Source organism: Neobacillus sp. SAB-20_R2A, assembly GCF_049568635.1.
Taxonomy (GTDB): domain Bacteria; phylum Bacillota; class Bacilli; order Bacillales; family Cytobacillaceae; genus Neobacillus; species Neobacillus citreus.
The window spans coordinates 1-19,690 of sequence record NZ_CP145895.1; the positions used below are offsets into that span (position 1 = coordinate 1).

Here is a 19,690-nt window from a genome sequence, read left to right on the forward strand (position 1 = left end):
GTGGAAAATATTGCGGATCTTTGGCATGCGGCCCTTGCCAATATAGAGAAAAAAATCAGCAAACCAAGCTTTGATACTTGGCTAAAATCAACAAAGGCTCATTCCCTTCAGGGCGATTTGCTTGTCATCACAGCGCCAAATGAGTTTGCCCGCGATTGGCTGGAGGAACGCTATTCTCAGCTAATTTCAGGAATTCTTTACGATATTACAGGGGAAGAATTAGCTGTAAAGTTTATCATTCCGCAAAATCAGAAGGAAGAGGAGCTTGAAATCCCGACACCGCCAAAAAAGGCGAAAAAGGATGATGAGCATAACGATTTTCCTTCCAATATTTTAAATTCAAAATATATATTTGATACTTTTGTAATTGGATCCGGAAACCGCTTTGCCCATGCTGCTTCACTTGCCGTTGCGGAAGCCCCGGCCAAAGCATACAATCCCTTATTTATTTACGGAGGCGTCGGATTAGGAAAAACGCACTTAATGCATGCGATCGGCCATTATGTTTTAGACCATAATCCTTCAGCTAAAGTAGTTTATTTATCATCAGAAAAATTTACAAATGAATTTATTAACTCGATTCGTGACAACAAGGCTGAGAATTTCCGCAATAAATATCGAAACGTGGATGTCCTCCTTATAGATGATATTCAGTTTTTGGCTGGAAAAGAATCAACCCAGGAGGAATTTTTCCATACCTTTAACAGCCTTCATGAAGAAAGTAAGCAAATCGTCATTTCCAGTGACCGGCCGCCAAGAGAAATTCCAACCTTGGAGGACCGCTTGCGTTCACGCTTTGAGTGGGGCTTAATCACAGATATCACCCCTCCAGATTTGGAAACGAGAATTGCCATTTTGCGAAAGAAAGCGAAGGCAGAGGGCCTCGATATTCCTAATGAAGTGATGCTGTATATTGCGAATCAAATTGATTCCAACATTCGTGAGCTTGAAGGGGCACTGATCCGAGTTGTCGCTTATTCTTCGTTAATCAATAAGGATATCAATGCTGATCTGGCAGCGGAGGCATTGAAGGATATTATTCCTTCCTCTAAGCCAAAAGTAATTACCATTCATGAGATTCAAAAGATTGTTGGCGAACATTTTAGCATTAAGCTTGAAGACTTTAAGGCGAAAAAGCGGACAAAGTCAATTGCCTTTCCAAGGCAGATTGCCATGTACTTATCTCGTGAATTAACCGATTATTCTTTGCCGAAAATAGGAGAAGAATTCGGCGGCCGAGACCACACCACTGTTATTCATGCTCATGAAAAAATTTCAAAGCTGCTGCTAACTGATTCTCAACTGCAACGGCAAATTAAAGAACTAAATGACCTGTTGAAAATTTAGACTTATTGTGAATAACTTACGAGAATGTATGCACAGTCTGTCCACATGTGGATAGGCTGTGTTTCCTTTGAAAAAGTTAGTTATCCACATGTTAACAAGCCCTACTAGTACTTCTACTAATTTTTTTAAAAAAATATTATATGTAATTGCATTAAAAAATATTCCTAAAACGGAGGATTTAAACATGAAATTTATAATCCAACGCGACCGCTTAGTTCAAAGTGTCCAGGATGTAATGAAGGCTGTCACATCGAGAACAACCATTCCAATCTTAACGGGGATTAAAATCACCACAAATGACGAGGGAGTAACCTTAACTGGGAGTGATTCTGATATTTCCATTGAATCCTTTATCCCTAAAGAAGACGCCGGCGATGAGATTGTCGAAATTAAACAAACAGGCTCCATTGTTTTGCAGGCGAAGTTTTTTAGCGAAATCGTGAAAAAGCTGCCAACGGATTCTGTCGAAATTGAGGTATTAAACCACCTGCAAACCGTTATTCGTTCCGGTAAATCAGAATTTAACCTGATTGGTTTGGATGCAGAGGAATATCCACACCTGCCACAGATTGAAGAAAATAATAAATTCCATATTGCCACTGACCTATTGAAGGCAATGATCAGACAAACTCATTTTGCGGTGTCCACATCTGAAACACGGCCAATCTTGACAGGTGTAAACTGGCGAATTGAGAATGGCGAATTAACCTGTATTGCAACAGATAGCCATCGCCTTGCACTCCGCAAAGCTAAAGTAGAAATGGAAACGAGTGATAGCTACAACGTTGTCATTCCAGGAAAAAGCCTGAATGAGCTTAGCAAAATTATTGATGACTCGAATGAGCAAATTGATATTGTCATTACCGAGAATCAAATTTTGTTTAAAGCAAAGCACCTTTTATTTTTCTCAAGATTGTTGGAAGGAAACTATCCTGATACATCAAGATTGATTCCGAATGAAAGCAAAACGGATGTCACTGTCAACACAAAGGAATTTTTACATGCTATTGATCGTGCTTCCCTTTTAGCACGCGAAGGCAGAAATAATGTGGTTAAGCTATCTACCATTGAGGGAGGAATCATTGAAATCTCCTCCAATACTCCAGAAATCGGGAAGGTTGTCGAAGAAATCCAAAGTGAATCGATTGAGGGAGAAGATTTAAAAATTTCTTTCAGTGCTAAATACATGATGGATGCGTTGAAGGCTCTTGAAGGAACGGACATTAGAGTGAGCTTTACTGGGGCCATGCGTCCATTCCTGATCCGCCCGCTTCATGATGAAACGATTTTACAGCTTATCTTGCCGGTAAGAACGTACTAAACATATATAAGCTCTTATTCATAGGCCGCCTTTCTTCCACTGGCGGTCTTCTTTTTGACAAACATAAGTTTATTTTTGGTTTCCTTTGTAACTGTTCCGTTTTTTTAGTAAAATAAAGTATTGAGACTTTTTAAGAATTAGGTGATGCGGATGCCTGAAAAAGTAAAGCTCGAAGCGGAATTTATAACATTGGGACAGTTTTTGCAGATTGCCGATGTTATTTCTACTGGCGGAATGGCCAAGTGGTTTTTAAGTGAGCATGAAGTGTTTATAAATGGCGAACAGGATCAAAGAAGAGGAAGGAAACTTCGCGCCGGTGACAAAGTCCAAATTCCCGGTATTGGAGAATTTGTGATTACCGAATAGGTAAAGGACGAAAAGTCAATGTATATTGAAGCATTAGCGTTAAAAAACTATCGCAATTATGAAGAGTTATTTATTGAATTTGAAAATAAAGTAAATGTCATATTAGGTGAAAATGCTCAAGGCAAAACCAATGTGATGGAATCCATTTATGTTTTGGCTATGGCTAAGTCCCACCGGACCTCTAATGATAAAGAACTTATTCGCTGGGACGAGGAGTATGCTAAAATAGAGGGTAGGGTTCAAAAACAGTACAGCTCATTGCCTTTACAATTAGTTATTTCAAAAAAGGGAAAAAAAGCACGACTTAATCATATTGAGCAGCAGAAATTAAGCCAGTATGTCGGGAATATGAATGTTGTCATGTTTGCTCCTGAGGATCTTAATTTGGTAAAAGGAAGTCCGCAGGTGCGCAGGCGATTTATTGATATGGAAATTGGCCAGATATCCCCTATTTACTTACATGATATGAGCCAATATCAAAAAATACTTCAACAGCGCAATCATTATCTGAAAATGCTTCAGATAAAAAAACAAACGGACCAAACAATGCTCGAGATCTTAACAGAGCAGTTTATTCAAGTTGCTGTAAAGATTATTGCGAAGAGATTTGAATTCCTTCACTTGCTTGCAAAATGGGCTGGTCCGATTCATAAAGGGATATCAAGGGGCCTGGAAACACTTGAAATCAACTATAAACCTTCCGTAGAGGTATTAGAAGAACAAGAGTTGTCGAAAATGGTAACATGCTTTGAAGAAAAGTTCGGAAAGGTGAAGACAAAAGAAATCGAACGCGGTACTACCCTATTTGGCCCACATCGGGACGATTTATTGTTTTTCGTAAACGGAAGAGATGTGCAAACGTTCGGATCACAAGGACAGCAGCGGACGACTGCACTGTCGGTAAAGCTCGCTGAAATTGAATTAATTCAGGCGGAAATTGGTGAGTACCCAATTTTACTGTTGGATGATGTGTTGTCGGAATTGGATGATTATCGGCAATCGCATTTATTAAATACCATCCAGGGTAAAGTTCAAACCTTTGTTACCACAACTAGTGTTGATGGCATAGACCACCAGACATTAAAGGAAGCCTCAACCTTCCAGGTTTCGTCCGGTATTATTCAGAAAGTAGATTGAGGTGGAACATGTATATTCATATCGGGGAAGATCTCAATATTAGGGCAAAGGATATTATCTCCATATTGGACAAAGATAGTGTGAAAAATTCTGAGTTGGCTGGGGAATTCCTGCAGCGGCATCAGGATAAGGTCATCAACCTCTCAAAAAATCCTTTTAAATCAGTTGTGATTACATTTGACAAAGTGTATTTGTCCCCGATAGCCTCCGGAACGTTAAAAAGACGTTCCAGCCAAATGCATTTACAAGAATTTTAATAGCATAATAATTTTTCAAAAAATAAGGATTTATTTGGCAGAAAGTGCAGGTGAATCAAGTGACAATGGATCAAAAAGCAGTTCAGGAGCAGGCATATGATGCCAATCAGATACAAGTGTTGGAGGGCCTGGAGGCTGTAAGGAAAAGACCGGGTATGTACATCGGTTCAACAAGCGGCAAAGGGCTTCACCATCTTGTTTGGGAAATCGTTGATAATAGTATTGACGAGGCACTTGCAGGTTACTGTGACGAAATCAATGTCACGATTGAAGAAGATAACAGCATTACGGTAACGGATAACGGGCGCGGTATTCCAGTCGACATCCAAGAAAAAATGGGCAGACCTGCCGTTGAGGTCATTATGACAGTTCTCCATGCCGGAGGAAAGTTTGGCGGCGGAGGTTATAAGGTTTCAGGCGGACTGCACGGTGTTGGTGCATCGGTTGTTAATGCCCTATCTACTGAGCTGGAAGTCTATGTACATCGTGACGGCAAAATTCACGAAATAAAATTTGAACGCGGTAATGTCGCTTCTGAACTAAAGGTGGTTGGAACAACCGACAAAACTGGAACCATCACCCATTTTAGGCCGGACGGAGAAATTTTCACAGAAACACTTGAGTATGAATTTGACATTCTGGCAACACGCCTTCGTGAACTTGCATTCCTTAACCGGGGAATCAAAATCACCATAGAAGATAAGCGTGTCGAAAATAAACGCAATGAGTATCATTATGAGGGCGGAATTAAATCCTATGTGGAGCATTTAAACCGGACAAAAGAGGTCATTCTTGAAGAGCCTATCTACATGGAGGGCGAAAAGGATGGAATCAGCGTTGAGGTTGCCCTGCAATACAATGAAGGCTATACAGATAACATCTACTCATTCGCCAATAATATTCATACGTACGAAGGCGGTACCCACGAATCTGGTTTTAAAACGGCATTAACGAGGGTTATTAATGATTATGCCAGGAAAAACAATCTGATTAAAGAAAGCGATGCAAACCTTTCCGGTGAGGATGTTCGCGAAGGCCTGACAGCGATTGTTTCGATTAAGCATCCGGACCCGCAATTTGAGGGGCAAACGAAAACGAAACTCGGAAATTCTGAAGTCAGGGCGATAACAGATACCGTTTTTGCTCAGCATTTTGAAAAGTTCTTGTTAGAAAATCCGATGGTTGCTAAAAAGATTGTCGATAAAGGTCTAATGGCGGCAAGAGCAAGGCTCGCTGCCAAAAAGGCAAGGGAATTGACCCGCCGCAAGAGTGCGCTAGAAGTATCTAGTTTACCCGGGAAATTGGCAGACTGTTCTTCTAAAGACCCATCAGAAAGCGAATTATATATCGTTGAGGGTGACTCAGCAGGTGGTTCAGCGAAACAAGGACGCGACCGTCATTTCCAAGCAATCCTGCCGCTTCGCGGTAAGATTCTGAACGTTGAAAAGGCTCGTCTTGATCGGATTCTTTCCAATAATGAAGTCCGGGCAATGATTACAGCCATTGGCACTGGGATTGGTGAGGATTTTGATATTGGAAAAGCCCGCTACCATAAAGTCATCATCATGACAGATGCGGACGTCGATGGCGCCCATATTCGTACGCTGCTGCTGACCTTCTTTTACCGCTATATGAGGAAAATTATCGAGGCGGGTTATGTATATATCGCCCAGCCGCCTCTTTACAAAGTGCAACAGGGGAAACGGATAGAATATGCCTATAACGACAAGGAACTTGACAAGATTTTTGCCGAGCTGCCAAGTCAGCCTAAGCCTAATATTCAGCGCTATAAAGGTTTGGGAGAAATGAATCCTGAACAGTTATGGGAAACAACCATGGATCCAGGTACGAGAACGATGCTTCAGGTAAGTCTTGAAGATGCAATCGAAGCGGATGACACCTTCGATATGCTGATGGGGGAAAAGGTCGAACCACGTCGGAATTTTATCGAAGAAAACGCTCAATACGTGAAAAACTTAGATATATAACATAAATGAAAACTCGCCGATTGGCGAGTCCGATAGGACGAAGATAGAGGTGTAGTTGAATTTATGCGTTAGGAAATTATAATTTGTGGAAATTTATAATTTCCTATTAGCTAAAAAAAGGGAAAAAGGGTAGAGGTGTCCACTATCCTCCTTTTTTATTTTAGGTGACACCCTAATAGGAGGTACCAATTATGGCTGAAACACCAAATTCTCAGGTAAAAGAAATTAATATTAGCCAAGAAATGAAATCTTCGTTTCTTGACTATGCAATGAGTGTTATCGTTTCACGTGCCCTTCCGGATGTTCGTGATGGCCTGAAGCCAGTTCACCGCCGTATTCTTTATGCTATGCACGATCTAGGAATTCATGCGGACAAACCATATAAAAAGTCAGCCCGTATTGTCGGCGATGTTATTGGTAAGTATCACCCGCATGGTGACTCCGCCGTTTATGAAACAATGGTCCGGATGGCGCAGGATTTCAACTATCGCTATATGCTTGTCGATGGCCACGGGAACTTCGGGTCGGTTGACGGTGATGCAGCTGCGGCGATGCGTTACACTGAATCAAGAATGTCGAAAATCTCAATGGAATTATTAAGAGATATTAACAAAGACACGATTGATTATCAAGATAACTATGATGGTGAGGAAAGAGAACCGGTTGTCTTGCCAGCGCGGTTCCCTAACCTATTAGTGAACGGTACAACCGGAATTGCCGTTGGGATGGCAACCAACATCCCGCCTCATCAGCTTGGCGAGACGATCGATGCGGTCTTGGCTGTCAGCCATGACCCTGACATTACCACTCAGGAGCTGATGGAGATCATCCCGGGGCCTGATTTCCCTACTGGAGGGATCATCTTAGGCCGAAGCGGCATCCGCAAGGCTTATGAAACCGGACGGGGTTCTATTACAATAAGGGCTAAAGTGGAAATTGAGCAGAAGTCTAATGGTAAAGAGGTCATTATTGTTAATGAGCTTCCCTACCAGGTAAATAAGGCAAAACTGATTGAAAAAATAGCGGAATTGGTCCGTGATAAAAAGATTGATGGCATCACTGACTTGCGCGATGAATCAGACCGCCGCGGAATGCGGATTGTCATTGAAGTTCGTAAGGATGCCAACGCCAATGTTCTGTTGAATAATTTATACAAGCAGACTGCCCTGCAAACCAGCTTTGGAATTAACACCCTAGCACTTGTGAATGGGCAGCCAAAGGTGCTAAGCCTAAAGCAATGTTTAGTCTATTATTTAGAGCATCAAAAGGTAGTCATTCGCCGCCGTACTGCATTTGAATTGCGTAAGGCCGAAGCAAGGGCACATATTTTAGAAGGTCTGCGGATCGCACTTGACCATATTGACGCTATCATTACGTTAATCCGCAACTCGCAAACGACAGATATCGCCCGTGAAGGGTTAATGACCCAATTTAATCTTTCAGAAAAACAAGCCCAGGCCATCCTTGATATGCGCTTGCAGCGTCTAACAGGCTTGGAAAGAGAAAAGATTGAAGATGAATATCAGGAGCTTGTAAAACTCATTGCAGAGTTAAAAGCCATTTTAGCGGACGAGGAAAAAGTCCTTGAAATTATCCGCGAAGAACTTCTTGAAATAAAAGAACGTTTCAATGATAAACGCCGCACTGAGATCGCAGCAGGCGGAATTGAAAACATTGAGGACGAGGATTTGATTCCACGCGAAAACATCGTCATCTCATTAACTCATAACGGTTATATTAAGCGTCTCCCTGTCTCCACGTACCGCGCACAAAAACGCGGCGGCCGCGGAATCCAAGGTATGGGCACCAATGAGGATGATTTTGTTGAGCATTTGATCACAACTTCAACCCATGATACGATTCTCTTCTTTACTAATAAGGGGAAGGTTTATCGTTCCAAAGGTTACGAAATTCCGGAGTACGGCCGCACGGCGAAAGGCATTCCGATTATCAATCTGCTGGGTATCGAAAAAGGTGAATGGGTAAATGCAATTATCCCTGTTGAAGAATTTGTGGACGATTGGTTCCTGTTCTTTACCACAAAAGAAGGTGTCTCCAAGCGGTCACCGCTGTCATCCTTTGCTCATATCCGGAATAACGGACTAATCGCCATAAGTCTGCGTGAGGGCGATGAGCTTATTTCTGCCCGTATGACCGACGGCAGCAAGCATATTATTATCGGTACGAGTAAAGGTATGCTGATCCGCTTCCCGGAAACAGATGTCCGTTCGATGGGCCGCACCGCCACAGGTGTAAAAGGCATTACCTTGGACAGTGATGATGAGGTTGTCGGCATGGAAGTGCTTGAGGAAGATAATGAAGTGCTGATTGTAACGAAAAATGGCTATGGAAAGCGGACTGCTGCTGCTGAGTACCGCATTCAAGGCCGCGGCGGGAAAGGTATTAAGACCTGTCATATTACAGATAAGAACGGTGAGCTTGTTTCGATGAGAGCGGTGACCGGCGAAGAGGACTTGATGTTGATTACAACAGGCGGGGTCTTAATTCGTATTGATGTAGCCGGCATTTCTAAAATGGGCCGGAATACACAGGGTGTAAAACTAATCAGCCTTGGTGATGAAAAGAATGAATATGTGGCAACCGTAGCTAAAGTAGAAAAAGAAGAAGTCCAGGAAAATGAAAGTACAGAGGAAACAGAAGAAGACGCATCAGGTGAAAACTCAGATGTGAATCTCAATTCTGATGAAGAATAACATAAACGGAGCACTGTAATAGGTGCTCCGTTTTCTGTATTTAACAGTACTTTTGAATTTATTATATTTATATAGTAAAAAATGATTAAAACATGTTGACTTTAACTTAGACGGGTGGTATATTTATAAAGTCGCTTCTGAGCGATAGAGAAATTGACCTTTGAAAACTAAACAAACAAAAACGTCAACAAACAATAATATTCATTTCTTTTGAAATGAAGCCAACGTAACATTTTTGAGCTAATCAACTCAACTTTATTGGAGAGTTTGATCCTGGCTCAGGACGAACGCTGGCGGCGTGCCTAATACATGCAAGTCGAGCGAATCACTGGGAGCTTGCTCCCGGTGGTTAGCGGCGGACGGGTGAGTAACACGTGGGCAACCTGCCTGTAAGACTGGGATAACTTCGGGAAACCGGAGCTAATACCGGATAATTTCTTCCCTCGCATGAGGGAAGGTTGAAAGTCGGTTTCGGCTGACACTTACAGATGGGCCCGCGGCGCATTAGCTAGTTGGTGAGGTAACGGCTCACCAAGGCGACGATGCGTAGCCGACCTGAGAGGGTGATCGGCCACACTGGGACTGAGACACGGCCCAGACTCCTACGGGAGGCAGCAGTAGGGAATCTTCCACAATGGACGAAAGTCTGATGGAGCAACGCCGCGTGAGCGATGAAGGCCTTCGGGTCGTAAAGCTCTGTTGTCAGGGAAGAACAAGTATCGGAGTAACTGCCGGTACCTTGACGGTACCTGACCAGAAAGCCACGGCTAACTACGTGCCAGCAGCCGCGGTAATACGTAGGTGGCAAGCGTTGTCCGGAATTATTGGGCGTAAAGCGCGCGCAGGCGGTCCTTTAAGTCTGATGTGAAAGCCCACGGCTCAACCGTGGAGGGTCATTGGAAACTGGGGGACTTGAGTGCAGAAGAGGAAAGCGGAATTCCACGTGTAGCGGTGAAATGCGTAGAGATGTGGAGGAACACCAGTGGCGAAGGCGGCTTTCTGGTCTGTAACTGACGCTGAGGCGCGAAAGCGTGGGGAGCAAACAGGATTAGATACCCTGGTAGTCCACGCCGTAAACGATGAGTGCTAAGTGTTAGAGGGTTTCCGCCCTTTAGTGCTGCAGCTAACGCATTAAGCACTCCGCCTGGGGAGTACGGCCGCAAGGCTGAAACTCAAAGGAATTGACGGGGGCCCGCACAAGCGGTGGAGCATGTGGTTTAATTCGAAGCAACGCGAAGAACCTTACCAGGTCTTGACATCCTCTGACACTCCTAGAGATAGGAATTTCCCCTTCGGGGGACAGAGTGACAGGTGGTGCATGGTTGTCGTCAGCTCGTGTCGTGAGATGTTGGGTTAAGTCCCGCAACGAGCGCAACCCTTGATCTTAGTTGCCAGCATTCAGTTGGGCACTCTAAGGTGACTGCCGGTGACAAACCGGAGGAAGGTGGGGATGACGTCAAATCATCATGCCCCTTATGACCTGGGCTACACACGTGCTACAATGGATGGTACAAAGGGCAGCGAAGCCGCGAGGTGGAGCCAATCCCATAAAACCATTCTCAGTTCGGATTGCAGGCTGCAACTCGCCTGCATGAAGCCGGAATCGCTAGTAATCGCGGATCAGCATGCCGCGGTGAATACGTTCCCGGGCCTTGTACACACCGCCCGTCACACCACGAGAGTTTGTAACACCCGAAGTCGGTGGGGTAACCGTAAGGAGCCAGCCGCCTAAGGTGGGACAGATGATTGGGGTGAAGTCGTAACAAGGTAGCCGTATCGGAAGGTGCGGCTGGATCACCTCCTTTCTAAGGATAATGCAGCCCTTTAGGGCTGATAATAAGGTTGACTGTTTTTTGTTTGTTTAGTTTTGAGAGGTTAATTCTCTTTGAATATGTTTTGTGGGCCTATAGCTCAGCTGGTTAGAGCGCACGCCTGATAAGCGTGAGGTCGATGGTTCGAGTCCATTTAGGCCCACCATTTAATTTTACAGTGAATATTGGGGGATTAGCTCAGCTGGGAGAGCGCCTGCTTTGCACGCAGGAGGTCAGCGGTTCGATCCCGCTATCCTCCACCAATATCGTTCTTTGAAAACTAGATAATCGTAAAAGAAGAAGTAACCAAGTAAGAACCGAGTAATCGCCATTTTAGTTTTTCTCTCTTATTTTTAAGAGTAAGTAAAACCTTTTAGGTTAAGTTAGAAAGGGCGCACGGTGAATGCCTTGGCACTAGGAGCCGATGAAGGACGGGACTAACACCGATATGCTTCGGGGAGCTGTAAGTAAGCGCCGATCCGGAGATTTCCGAATGGGGAAACCCACTGTTCGTAATGGAGCAGTATCTTTACCTGAATACATAGGGTATTGAAGGCAGACCCGGGGAACTGAAACATCTAAGTACCCGGAGGAAGAGAAAGCAAACGCGATTCCCTGAGTAGCGGCGAGCGAAACGGGAACAGCCCAAACCGAAAGGCTTGCCTTTCGGGGTTGTAGGACACTCAACATGGAGTTACAAAGGAACGGGGTAGATGAAGCGGTCTGGAAAGGCCGGCCATAGAAGGTAAAAGCCCTGTAGTTGAAACTTCGTTCCCTCCTGAGTGGATCCTGAGTACGGCCGGACACGTGAAATCCGGTCGGAAGCAGGGAGGACCATCTCCCAAGGCTAAATACTCCCTAGTGACCGATAGTGAACCAGTACCGTGAGGGAAAGGTGAAAAGCACCCCGGAAGGGGAGTGAAAGAGATCCTGAAACCGTGTGCCTACAAGTAGTCAGAGCCCGTTCATGGGTGATGGCGTGCCTTTTGTAGAATGAACCGGCGAGTTACGATTGCATGCGAGGTTAAGTTGAAGAGACGGAGCCGCAGCGAAAGCGAGTCTGAATAGGGCGAATTAGTATGTAGTCGTAGACCCGAAACCAGGTGATCTACCCATGTCCAGGGTGAAGTCCAGGTAACACTGGATGGAGGCCCGAACCCACGCACGTTGAAAAGTGCGGGGATGAGGTGTGGGTAGCGGAGAAATTCCAATCGAACTTGGAGATAGCTGGTTCTCTCCGAAATAGCTTTAGGGCTAGCCTCACGTAGTTAGAGTCTTGGAGGTAGAGCACTGTTTGGACTAGGGGCCCTCATCGGGTTACCGAATTCAGACAAACTCCGAATGCCAATGACTTATCCGTGGGAGTCAGACTGCGAGTGATAAGATCCGTAGTCAAAAGGGAAACAGCCCAGACCACCAGCTAAGGTCCCAAAGTATACGTTAAGTGGAAAAGGATGTGGAGTTGCTTAGACAACCAGGATGTTGGCTTAGAAGCAGCCACCATTTAAAGAGTGCGTAATAGCTCACTGGTCGAGTGACTCTGCGCCGAAAATGTACCGGGGCTAAACGTATCACCGAAGCTGTGGGTGGACACCTTGTGGTGTCCGCGGTAGGAGAGCGTTCTAAGGGCGTTGAAGCTAGACCGTAAGGACTGGTGGAGCGCTTAGAAGTGAGAATGCCGGTATGAGTAGCGAAAGATGAGTGAGAATCTCATCCACCGTATGCCTAAGGTTTCCTGAGGAAGGCTCGTCCGCTCAGGGTTAGTCGGGACCTAAGCCGAGGCCGAAAGGCGTAGGCGATGGACAACAGGTTGATATTCCTGTACCACCTCTTTATCGTTTGAGTGATGGGGGGACGCAGGAGGATAGGGTAAGCGCACTGCTGGATATGTGCGTGCAAGCAGTTAGGCTGGTGAATAGGAAAATCCGTTCACCTTAAGGCTGAGCTGTGATGCCGAGGGAATTATAGTACCGAAGTTCCTGATTCCACACTGCCAAGAAAAGCCTCTAGCGAGATAAAAGGTGCCCGTACCGCAAACCGACACAGGTAGGCGAGGAGAGAATCCTAAGGTGAGCGAGAGAACTCTCGTTAAGGAACTCGGCAAAATGACCCCGTAACTTCGGGAGAAGGGGTGCTTTTTGGGGTGAATAGCCCCGAAGAGCCGCAGTGAATAGGCCCAGGCGACTGTTTAGCAAAAACACAGGTCTCTGCAAAGCCGCAAGGCGAAGTATAGGGGCTGACGCCTGCCCGGTGCTGGAAGGTTAAGAGGAGGGGTTAGCGCAAGCGAAGCTCTGAATCGAAGCCCCAGTAAACGGCGGCCGTAACTATAACGGTCCTAAGGTAGCGAAATTCCTTGTCGGGTAAGTTCCGACCCGCACGAAAGGCGTAACGATCTGGGCACTGTCTCAACGAGAGACTCGGTGAAATTATAGTACCTGTGAAGATGCAGGTTACCCGCGACAGGACGGAAAGACCCCATGGAGCTTTACTGTAGCCTGATATTGAATTTTGGTACAGCTTGTACAGGATAGGTAGGAGCCTGAGAAGCCGGAGCGCCAGCTTCGGTGGAGGCGTCGGTGGGATACTACCCTGGCTGTATTGAAATTCTAACCCGCACCCCTCATCGGGGTGGGAGACAGTGTCAGGTGGGCAGTTTGACTGGGGCGGTCGCCTCCTAAAGTGTAACGGAGGCGCCCAAAGGTTCCCTCAGAATGGTTGGAAATCATTCGCAGAGTGTAAAGGCACAAGGGAGCTTGACTGCGAGACCTACAAGTCGAGCAGGGACGAAAGTCGGGCTTAGTGATCCGGTGGTTCCGCATGGAAGGGCCATCGCTCAACGGATAAAAGCTACCCTGGGGATAACAGGCTTATCTCCCCCAAGAGTCCACATCGACGGGGAGGTTTGGCACCTCGATGTCGGCTCATCGCATCCTGGGGCTGTAGTCGGTCCCAAGGGTTGGGCTGTTCGCCCATTAAAGCGGTACGCGAGCTGGGTTCAGAACGTCGTGAGACAGTTCGGTCCCTATCCGTCGTGGGCGCAGGAAATTTGAGAGGAGCTGTCCTTAGTACGAGAGGACCGGGATGGACGCACCGCTGGTGTACCAGTTGTCTTGCCAAAGGCATCGCTGGGTAGCTATGTGCGGACGGGATAAGTGCTGAAAGCATCTAAGCATGAAGCCCCCCTCGAGATGAGATTTCCCATAGCGTCAAGCTAGTAAGATCCCTGAAAGATGATCAGGTTGATAGGTCAGAGGTGGAAGCGCGGTGACGTGTGGAGCTGACTGATACTAATCGATCGAGGACTTAACCAAGTCATAATTAAGTAAGGTGAACTCGTTTTTACTAAACTTCTTCTGCGTTATCTAGTTTTGAGGGAATGAAACCTCTAATTCAATAGGTCCGGTAGCAATGGCGAGAAGGTCACACCCGTTCCCATCCCGAACACGGAAGTTAAGCTTCTCAGCGCCGATGGTAGTTGGGACGCAAGTCCCTGTGAGAGTAGGACGCTGCCGGGCAAACAAAGAGACAACCATTTTCAGGTTGTCTTTTTTTGTTGGTTATTTATGCTTGAATGATGCATGAGAACCGTCCCCGTGCCTCACTTTTCCATCAAGTAGTCATAGACTAGAAAAGGCCCTTTTTTTAGTGTGATGTGTAAAAAGGTTTTGATGAAGGGGTAGTCGTGGTTGGGCATCATTTTGGTTAGTTCGCTCCACCATTCTGTTTCATAACGGGCGATCATGCTTAAGTTGTATAACAATAAATAGTGGATCAGCAGTTCCGGGAAGTTGAAAAGCTTCCCTTTGTTTATTGGAAGTGTCCAGCACCCTTCTTCCATATGAAATTTTAAAGGGGAAATGGCTGATACCGGATTGTTATTCAAAATTAAATGGATTCCTTCATCAGCAGAGAATTCCACCCCGTTAGCAAATTTCGAGGCAAGAAACTCTTTAAATCGACTCCCGGTCATATGATAGGTATCCAGTATTTTCTCGGGAATATGGAGCTGGCTGCCGTTGCTATGTAGTTTTTCAAAGCTGTTTTTCCTCATAAGTATGAAGAATAATTCATCGAGTTCAGGTATAAGCTGTAGTAATTCCTCCATTAGGACTTTTTCCCCTTCAAGCTGTTTCATGTGAAACAATTTTTCTGACATAAATGGAAAAAGTCCATTTTTTTGTAATTTCACTTCGTCTTGAAAAAATAAATAATTTTGCTTTTTTCTTTTTCTGGTGGAAACACCGTGTGCCAATACCGCTGTTGTTTCCGGATAGGATGGATCTACGGTTAAGATGCAGGCTTTTATTAAATGGACAAGGCCATAGAAAAGCAATATAGGTTTAATAACCAGCGGGGCTTTTTCTGCCTGTTCATAATAGATTTGCCCATGTTCGAGATAATATAAAAAGGCATATCCATTCTCATAGCTCTTTTGTTCAGGATTCTCAATATTCGCCTTTAGATAGCTATTTTTCAAATAGTGCTGACAGTATTCAGCTGAAAAAAAGCATGAGTAGCTTTTCCAGCCTTTAAATGGCGTATTCAAAGCAGATCACCTTTTTCAGAAAAATCTTACTAATATTTCTTCCTTGACAGTATTTTGTCCAATTGATAACCTACAAATAATATTTTTTGACCTGGAGGCTGTTAATATGTGGGAAAGTAAGTTCGCAAAAGAAGGATTAACGTTTGATGATGTATTATTGATTCCTGGCAAATCAGAGGTGCTGCCACGCGACGTGAGTTTGCAGGTGGAGTTAACTCCTGCGGTAAAGCTCAATATTCCAGTTATAAGTGCAGGTATGGACACAGTCACGGAATCCGAAATGGCAATTGCTATGGCCCGCCAAGGCGGCCTTGGGATTATTCATAAGAATATGACCATCGAACAGCAGGCTGAACAGGTTGAAAAGGTTAAGCGCTCAGAAAGCGGCGTTATCACTGATCCGTTTTTCCTGACTCCTGAACACCAAGTATTTGATGCAGAGCATCTAATGGGGAAATATCGTATTTCAGGTGTTCCAATCGTTAACAACATGGAGGAACAGCGTCTGGTTGGCATTATCACCAACAGGGACCTTCGTTTTATTCAGGATTACTCTTTCAAGATCTCTGATGTCATGACGAAGGAAAATCTAATTACTGCTTCAGTTGGGACAACCTTGAAGGAAGCTGAACAAATTCTTCAAAAGCATAAAATTGAAAAGCTGCCTCTTGTGGATGATCAGGGAGTGTTAAAAGGTTTAATCACAATTAAGGACATTGAAAAAGTGATTGAGTTCCCAAATTCCGCAAAGGACAGCCAAGGTCGTCTATTGGCAGGAGCTGCAGTTGGGGTGACAAGCGATACGATGAAACGGATCGACAAGCTGGTGAAGGCTAATGTTGATGTAATCGTAGTCGATACCGCACACGGGCATTCCAAGGGTGTGCTAGACACTGTAAGGCAAATTAGAGCTGCCTACCCTAACCTTGCGATTATCGCCGGAAACGTAGCCACTGCAGAGGGAACCAGGGCCTTAATCGAAGCCGGAGTAGATGTCGTTAAGGTTGGAATTGGACCAGGTTCGATTTGTACGACACGCGTTGTAGCTGGTGTCGGAGTACCGCAAATAACAGCTGTTTATGACTGTGCTGGTGAAGCCATGAAACACGGGAAAACGATTATTGCGGACGGTGGTATTAAATACTCTGGTGATATCGTCAAAGCTTTGGCAGCAGGCGGACATGCCGTGATGCTGGGAAGCATGCTTGCAGGGGTAACAGAAAGCCCTGGAGAAACAGAAATTTTCCAAGGACGCCGCTTTAAGGTATACCGCGGCATGGGTTCAGTAGCAGCAATGGAAAAGGGTTCTAAAGACCGTTATTTCCAAGAGGACAATAAAAAGTTTGTCCCAGAAGGCATCGAAGGACGCCTTCCGTACAAAGGACCATTGGCAGATACCATTTATCAATTAGTCGGCGGCTTACGTGCAGGTATGGGCTACTGTGGTACGAAAAACCTAGAAGAATTACGAATGAACGCGCAATTCGTTAAAATGACCGGTGCCGGCTTACGAGAAAGCCACCCGCACGACGTTCAAATCACCAAAGAAGCACCAAACTACTCAATGTAAATTAAGTGAAGCAGGAGCAGACCTTTCCGTCTGCTCCTATTTTTTTATCCAAATTTGTTTGGAGCGGAAATCAACTACTAGTACGTATGTAAAAAGCCCTATCTATTTCTAGCAGTCTATCAAAATTGGCAAAAGAATGCTTCGATGCTCTCTCTATGATTTATAAAGCAGTTATGTTAAAATAACCAAAGTGTAAAAAATCATGGAGGGCGTTAATGTGAATAAACATGTTTTTAAAAAGTATCTTGCCAGTGCAATGGCCGTTATTTTGTTCTTCAGCCTTTTTGCCGGCATGGGCCAAGATAAAGCGGAGGCAGCCGCGGCGTTAAACATCAACGCGGACGGTGCCATATTAGTAGATGCTGAATCAGGCAAAGTGTTATACGAAAAAAATGCTGATACTGTCATGGGGATTGCCAGCATGACAAAAATGATGACTGAATATCTTTTACTAGATGCCATTAAACATGGAAAAGTGAAATGGGATCAGGAATATAACGTCAGTGATCTTGTTTATAAAATTTCCCAAGACCGCGCATTGTCGAATGTTCCATTGCGCCAGGACGGCACATATAAAATCCGCGAGTTGTATGAAGCGATGGTCATTTATTCTGCCAATGCAGCAACGATTGCTATTGCCGAAACAATTGCCGGGTCTGAAACTAATTTTGTGAAAATGATGAATGAAAAAGCTAAAAAGTTAGGCTTAAAGGATTATAAATTTGTAAACTCATCAGGTTTAAATAATGCCGAATATCGTGGCATGCATCCGGAAGGCAGCGGTGAAACAGACGAAAACGTCATGTCTCCAAGAGCGGTAGCGAGTCTTGCCTTCCACCTAGTTAATGAATATCCTGAAGTGTTAAAGACGGCAAGCATACCGAAGAAAACTTTTCGTGAAGGCACTTCTGACGCAATTAATATGATCAACTGGAACTGGATGCTTCCTTCTTTGGATTATGGATATAAAGGTGTCGACGGACTTAAGACGGGTACCACCGATTTTGCCGGCTACTGTTTTACCGGTACTGCCAGCCGTGATGGCAAACGGTTTATCACAGTTGTGCAAAATGCTAAAGATGCGAGCGGCAAAGGGGACTATAAGGCCCGCTTCGATGAGACCAAGAAAATGTTTGACTATGCATTTGCCAATACAACAAAAGAAACTATTGTACCAAAGCACTATCAGGTAAAGGGCCATAAAACGATACCTGTTATTAAGGGGAAGAATGACCAGGTAAAAGTTTATACAAAGTCAGCCATCAATATGGTCATTGAAAATGGCGAAAAGGAAAATTATAAACCGGTACTGGTATTAGATAAAAATAAAATTAACAAAAAAGGTGAGCTAACAGCACCGATCAAAAAAGGTGATAAGGTCGGCTATCTAACAATAGAGCCTAAAAACAGCGATAAGGTCAACTTTTTAACTGAGGAAGGCAAAAGCAAATTACAAGTAGATGTCATTGCAGCCCAAGATGTTGAGAAGGCAAATTGGTTTGTTCTAATGATGCGGGGCATCGGAGGATTTTTCGGTGATGTCTGGGGAGGCATCTCCTCCACTGTTAAAGGCTGGTTCTAATTAGCTCTAAAGAACCTATAAGTAAAATGTTGGAAAGGATTCTTGTCTTGACAGGAATCCTTTTTTGTTGCTTTAATGATTTTATGGAATAAATAATTCAAATCGAATTAATAGGAATTTTCTAAATAATCAACGTTTTTGACGTGGAAAAACAAGGGGGATTTACAAATGAAAACAGGTACGGATCGGGTAAAACGTGGGATGGCAGAAATGCAAAAAGGCGGCGTCATCATGGACGTTGTTAATGCAGAACAGGCAAAAATTGCTGAGGAAGCAGGCGCAGTAGCGGTAATGGCGCTAGAGCGCGTACCTTCTGATATTCGTGCAGCTGGCGGCGTTGCTAGAATGGCAGATCCTCGAATTGTCGAAGAGGTTCTTAACGCTGTTTCAATCCCTGTTATGGCTAAGGCTCGTATCGGCCACATTGTGGAAGCACGTGTACTTGAAGCACTTGGTGTAGACTATATCGATGAAAGTGAAGTATTAACACCTGCTGATGAAGAGTTTCACTTATTAAAGAGTGACTTTACTGTTCCATTTGTATGCGGCTGCCGTGACTTGGGCGAGGCTGCCCGACGTATTGGCGAAGGAGCATCTATGCTTCGTACAAAAGGCGAACCGGGAACTGGCAACATCGTCGAAGCTGTCCGCCATATCCGCAAGGTTAACGCACAGATTCGCAAGGTTGTAAGCATGAACGAAGATGAACTTATGACAGAAGCAAAGCTATTAGGTGCACCATTTGAATTATTGCTTGAAATTAAGCGCAATGGCCGCCTTCCTGTTGTTAACTTTGCTGCTGGTGGTGTTGCAACACCTGCTGATGCAGCGTTAATGATGCAATTAGGTTCAGACGGTGTATTCGTTGGCTCTGGTATCTTTAAATCAGAAAACCCTGCGAAATTTGCAAGAGCGATTGTTGAAGCAACAACTCATTACCAAGACTATAAATTGATTGCTGAACTTTCAAAGGATCTTGGAACTCCAATGAAGGGTATCGAAATTTCTTCATTAGCCCCTGAAGCTCGCATGCAGGAGCGTGGATGGTAAA

At 44.6% G+C, this 19,690-nt stretch carries 11 protein-coding genes, 2 tRNA genes and 3 rRNA genes; 15 read left to right on the forward strand and 1 reads right to left on the reverse strand.

Going from position 1 to position 19,690, the window contains the following annotated elements:
* The 12 genes from dnaA to rrf all read left to right on the forward strand — a co-directional run bounded on the left by dnaA (position 1) and on the right by rrf (position 14,456).
* Positions 1-1,347 carry a chromosomal replication initiator protein DnaA gene (dnaA, locus tag V5M37_RS00005; RefSeq protein ID WP_423800265.1) on the forward strand — a complete coding sequence of 449 codons (1,347 nt, stop codon included), beginning with the start codon at positions 1-3 and terminating at the stop codon, positions 1,345-1,347.
* Between the two features lie 184 nt (positions 1,348-1,531).
* Positions 1,532-2,668 carry a DNA polymerase III subunit beta gene (gene dnaN / locus V5M37_RS00010; protein WP_423800266.1) on the forward strand — a complete coding sequence of 379 codons (1,137 nt, stop codon included), beginning with the start codon at positions 1,532-1,534 and terminating at the stop codon, positions 2,666-2,668.
* Positions 2,669-2,818: 150 nt separating this feature from the next.
* A complete protein-coding gene (gene yaaA / locus V5M37_RS00015) occupies positions 2,819-3,034 on the forward strand; it encodes a S4 domain-containing protein YaaA (RefSeq protein ID WP_423800267.1) in 216 nt (71 codons plus the stop codon).
* An 18-nt stretch (positions 3,035-3,052) separates the two neighbouring features.
* The gene (recF, locus tag V5M37_RS00020; protein WP_423800268.1) at positions 3,053-4,171 is read left to right on the forward strand and encodes a DNA replication/repair protein RecF; all 1,119 of its coding nucleotides are present in this window, start codon (positions 3,053-3,055) and stop codon (positions 4,169-4,171) included.
* An 8-nt stretch (positions 4,172-4,179) separates the two neighbouring features.
* Positions 4,180-4,428, forward strand: a complete 249-nt coding sequence (gene remB / locus V5M37_RS00025) for an extracellular matrix regulator RemB (protein WP_213116948.1) — start codon at positions 4,180-4,182, stop codon at positions 4,426-4,428.
* A gap of 65 nt (positions 4,429-4,493) precedes the next feature.
* Positions 4,494-6,416: a DNA topoisomerase (ATP-hydrolyzing) subunit B gene (gene gyrB / locus V5M37_RS00030; protein WP_423800269.1), complete on the forward strand. Its 1,923-nt coding sequence runs from the start codon at positions 4,494-4,496 to the stop codon at positions 6,414-6,416.
* 191 nt (positions 6,417-6,607) lie between these two features.
* The gene (gyrA, locus tag V5M37_RS00035) at positions 6,608-9,130 is read left to right on the forward strand and encodes a DNA gyrase subunit A (protein WP_423800270.1); all 2,523 of its coding nucleotides are present in this window, start codon (positions 6,608-6,610) and stop codon (positions 9,128-9,130) included.
* 255 nt (positions 9,131-9,385) lie between these two features.
* Positions 9,386-10,935: ribosomal RNA gene (locus V5M37_RS00040) — 16S ribosomal RNA — on the forward strand.
* Between the two features lie 95 nt (positions 10,936-11,030).
* Positions 11,031-11,107: transfer RNA gene (locus tag V5M37_RS00045), tRNA-Ile, on the forward strand.
* Positions 11,108-11,128: 21 nt separating this feature from the next.
* Positions 11,129-11,204, forward strand: a tRNA-Ala gene (locus V5M37_RS00050).
* Positions 11,205-11,317: 113 nt separating this feature from the next.
* Positions 11,318-14,252: ribosomal RNA gene (locus V5M37_RS00055) — 23S ribosomal RNA — on the forward strand.
* Positions 14,253-14,339: 87 nt separating this feature from the next.
* Positions 14,340-14,456: ribosomal RNA gene (rrf, locus tag V5M37_RS00060) — 5S ribosomal RNA — on the forward strand.
* Together the 16S, 23S and 5S rRNA genes with 2 tRNA genes alongside form the textbook arrangement of a ribosomal RNA operon.
* Positions 14,457-14,539: 83 nt before the next feature.
* Here the strand turns inward: rrf and V5M37_RS00065 are convergent.
* Entirely contained in the window at positions 14,540-15,487 is a 948-nt protein-coding gene (locus V5M37_RS00065; RefSeq protein ID WP_423800271.1) for a YaaC family protein, read from the reverse strand.
* Positions 15,488-15,593: 106 nt separating this feature from the next.
* Between V5M37_RS00065 and guaB the strand changes: the two genes are divergently transcribed.
* The 3 genes from guaB to pdxS all read left to right on the forward strand — a co-directional run bounded on the left by guaB (position 15,594) and on the right by pdxS (position 19,689).
* On the forward strand, positions 15,594-17,057 hold the full coding sequence (gene guaB / locus V5M37_RS00070; protein ID WP_423800272.1) for an IMP dehydrogenase: 1,464 nt from the start codon (positions 15,594-15,596) through the stop codon (positions 17,055-17,057).
* Between the two features lie 256 nt (positions 17,058-17,313).
* Positions 17,314-18,639, forward strand: coding sequence for a D-alanyl-D-alanine carboxypeptidase family protein (locus tag V5M37_RS00075; protein ID WP_423802552.1), 1,326 nt, complete (start codon positions 17,314-17,316; stop codon positions 18,637-18,639).
* 168 nt (positions 18,640-18,807) lie between these two features.
* The gene (pdxS, locus tag V5M37_RS00080) at positions 18,808-19,689 is read left to right on the forward strand and encodes a pyridoxal 5'-phosphate synthase lyase subunit PdxS (protein ID WP_213148390.1); all 882 of its coding nucleotides are present in this window, start codon (positions 18,808-18,810) and stop codon (positions 19,687-19,689) included.
* The last annotated feature ends 1 nt before the right edge of the window (position 19,690 follow it).

Coding starts and splice junctions, on each gene's coding strand:
- dnaN (WP_423800266.1), top strand. CDS start 1,532: ATGAAATTTATAATCCAACGCGACCGCTTAGTTCAAAGTGTCCAGGAT.
- yaaA (WP_423800267.1), top strand. CDS start 2,819: ATGCCTGAAAAAGTAAAGCTCGAAGCGGAATTTATAACATTGGGACAG.
- recF (WP_423800268.1), top strand. CDS start 3,053: ATGTATATTGAAGCATTAGCGTTAAAAAACTATCGCAATTATGAAGAG.
- remB (WP_213116948.1), top strand. CDS start 4,180: ATGTATATTCATATCGGGGAAGATCTCAATATTAGGGCAAAGGATATT.
- gyrB (WP_423800269.1), top strand. CDS start 4,494: ATGGATCAAAAAGCAGTTCAGGAGCAGGCATATGATGCCAATCAGATA.
- gyrA (WP_423800270.1), top strand. CDS start 6,608: ATGGCTGAAACACCAAATTCTCAGGTAAAAGAAATTAATATTAGCCAA.
- guaB (WP_423800272.1), top strand. CDS start 15,594: ATGTGGGAAAGTAAGTTCGCAAAAGAAGGATTAACGTTTGATGATGTA.
- V5M37_RS00075 (WP_423802552.1), top strand. CDS start 17,314: ATGGCCGTTATTTTGTTCTTCAGCCTTTTTGCCGGCATGGGCCAAGAT.
- pdxS (WP_213148390.1), top strand. CDS start 18,808: ATGAAAACAGGTACGGATCGGGTAAAACGTGGGATGGCAGAAATGCAA.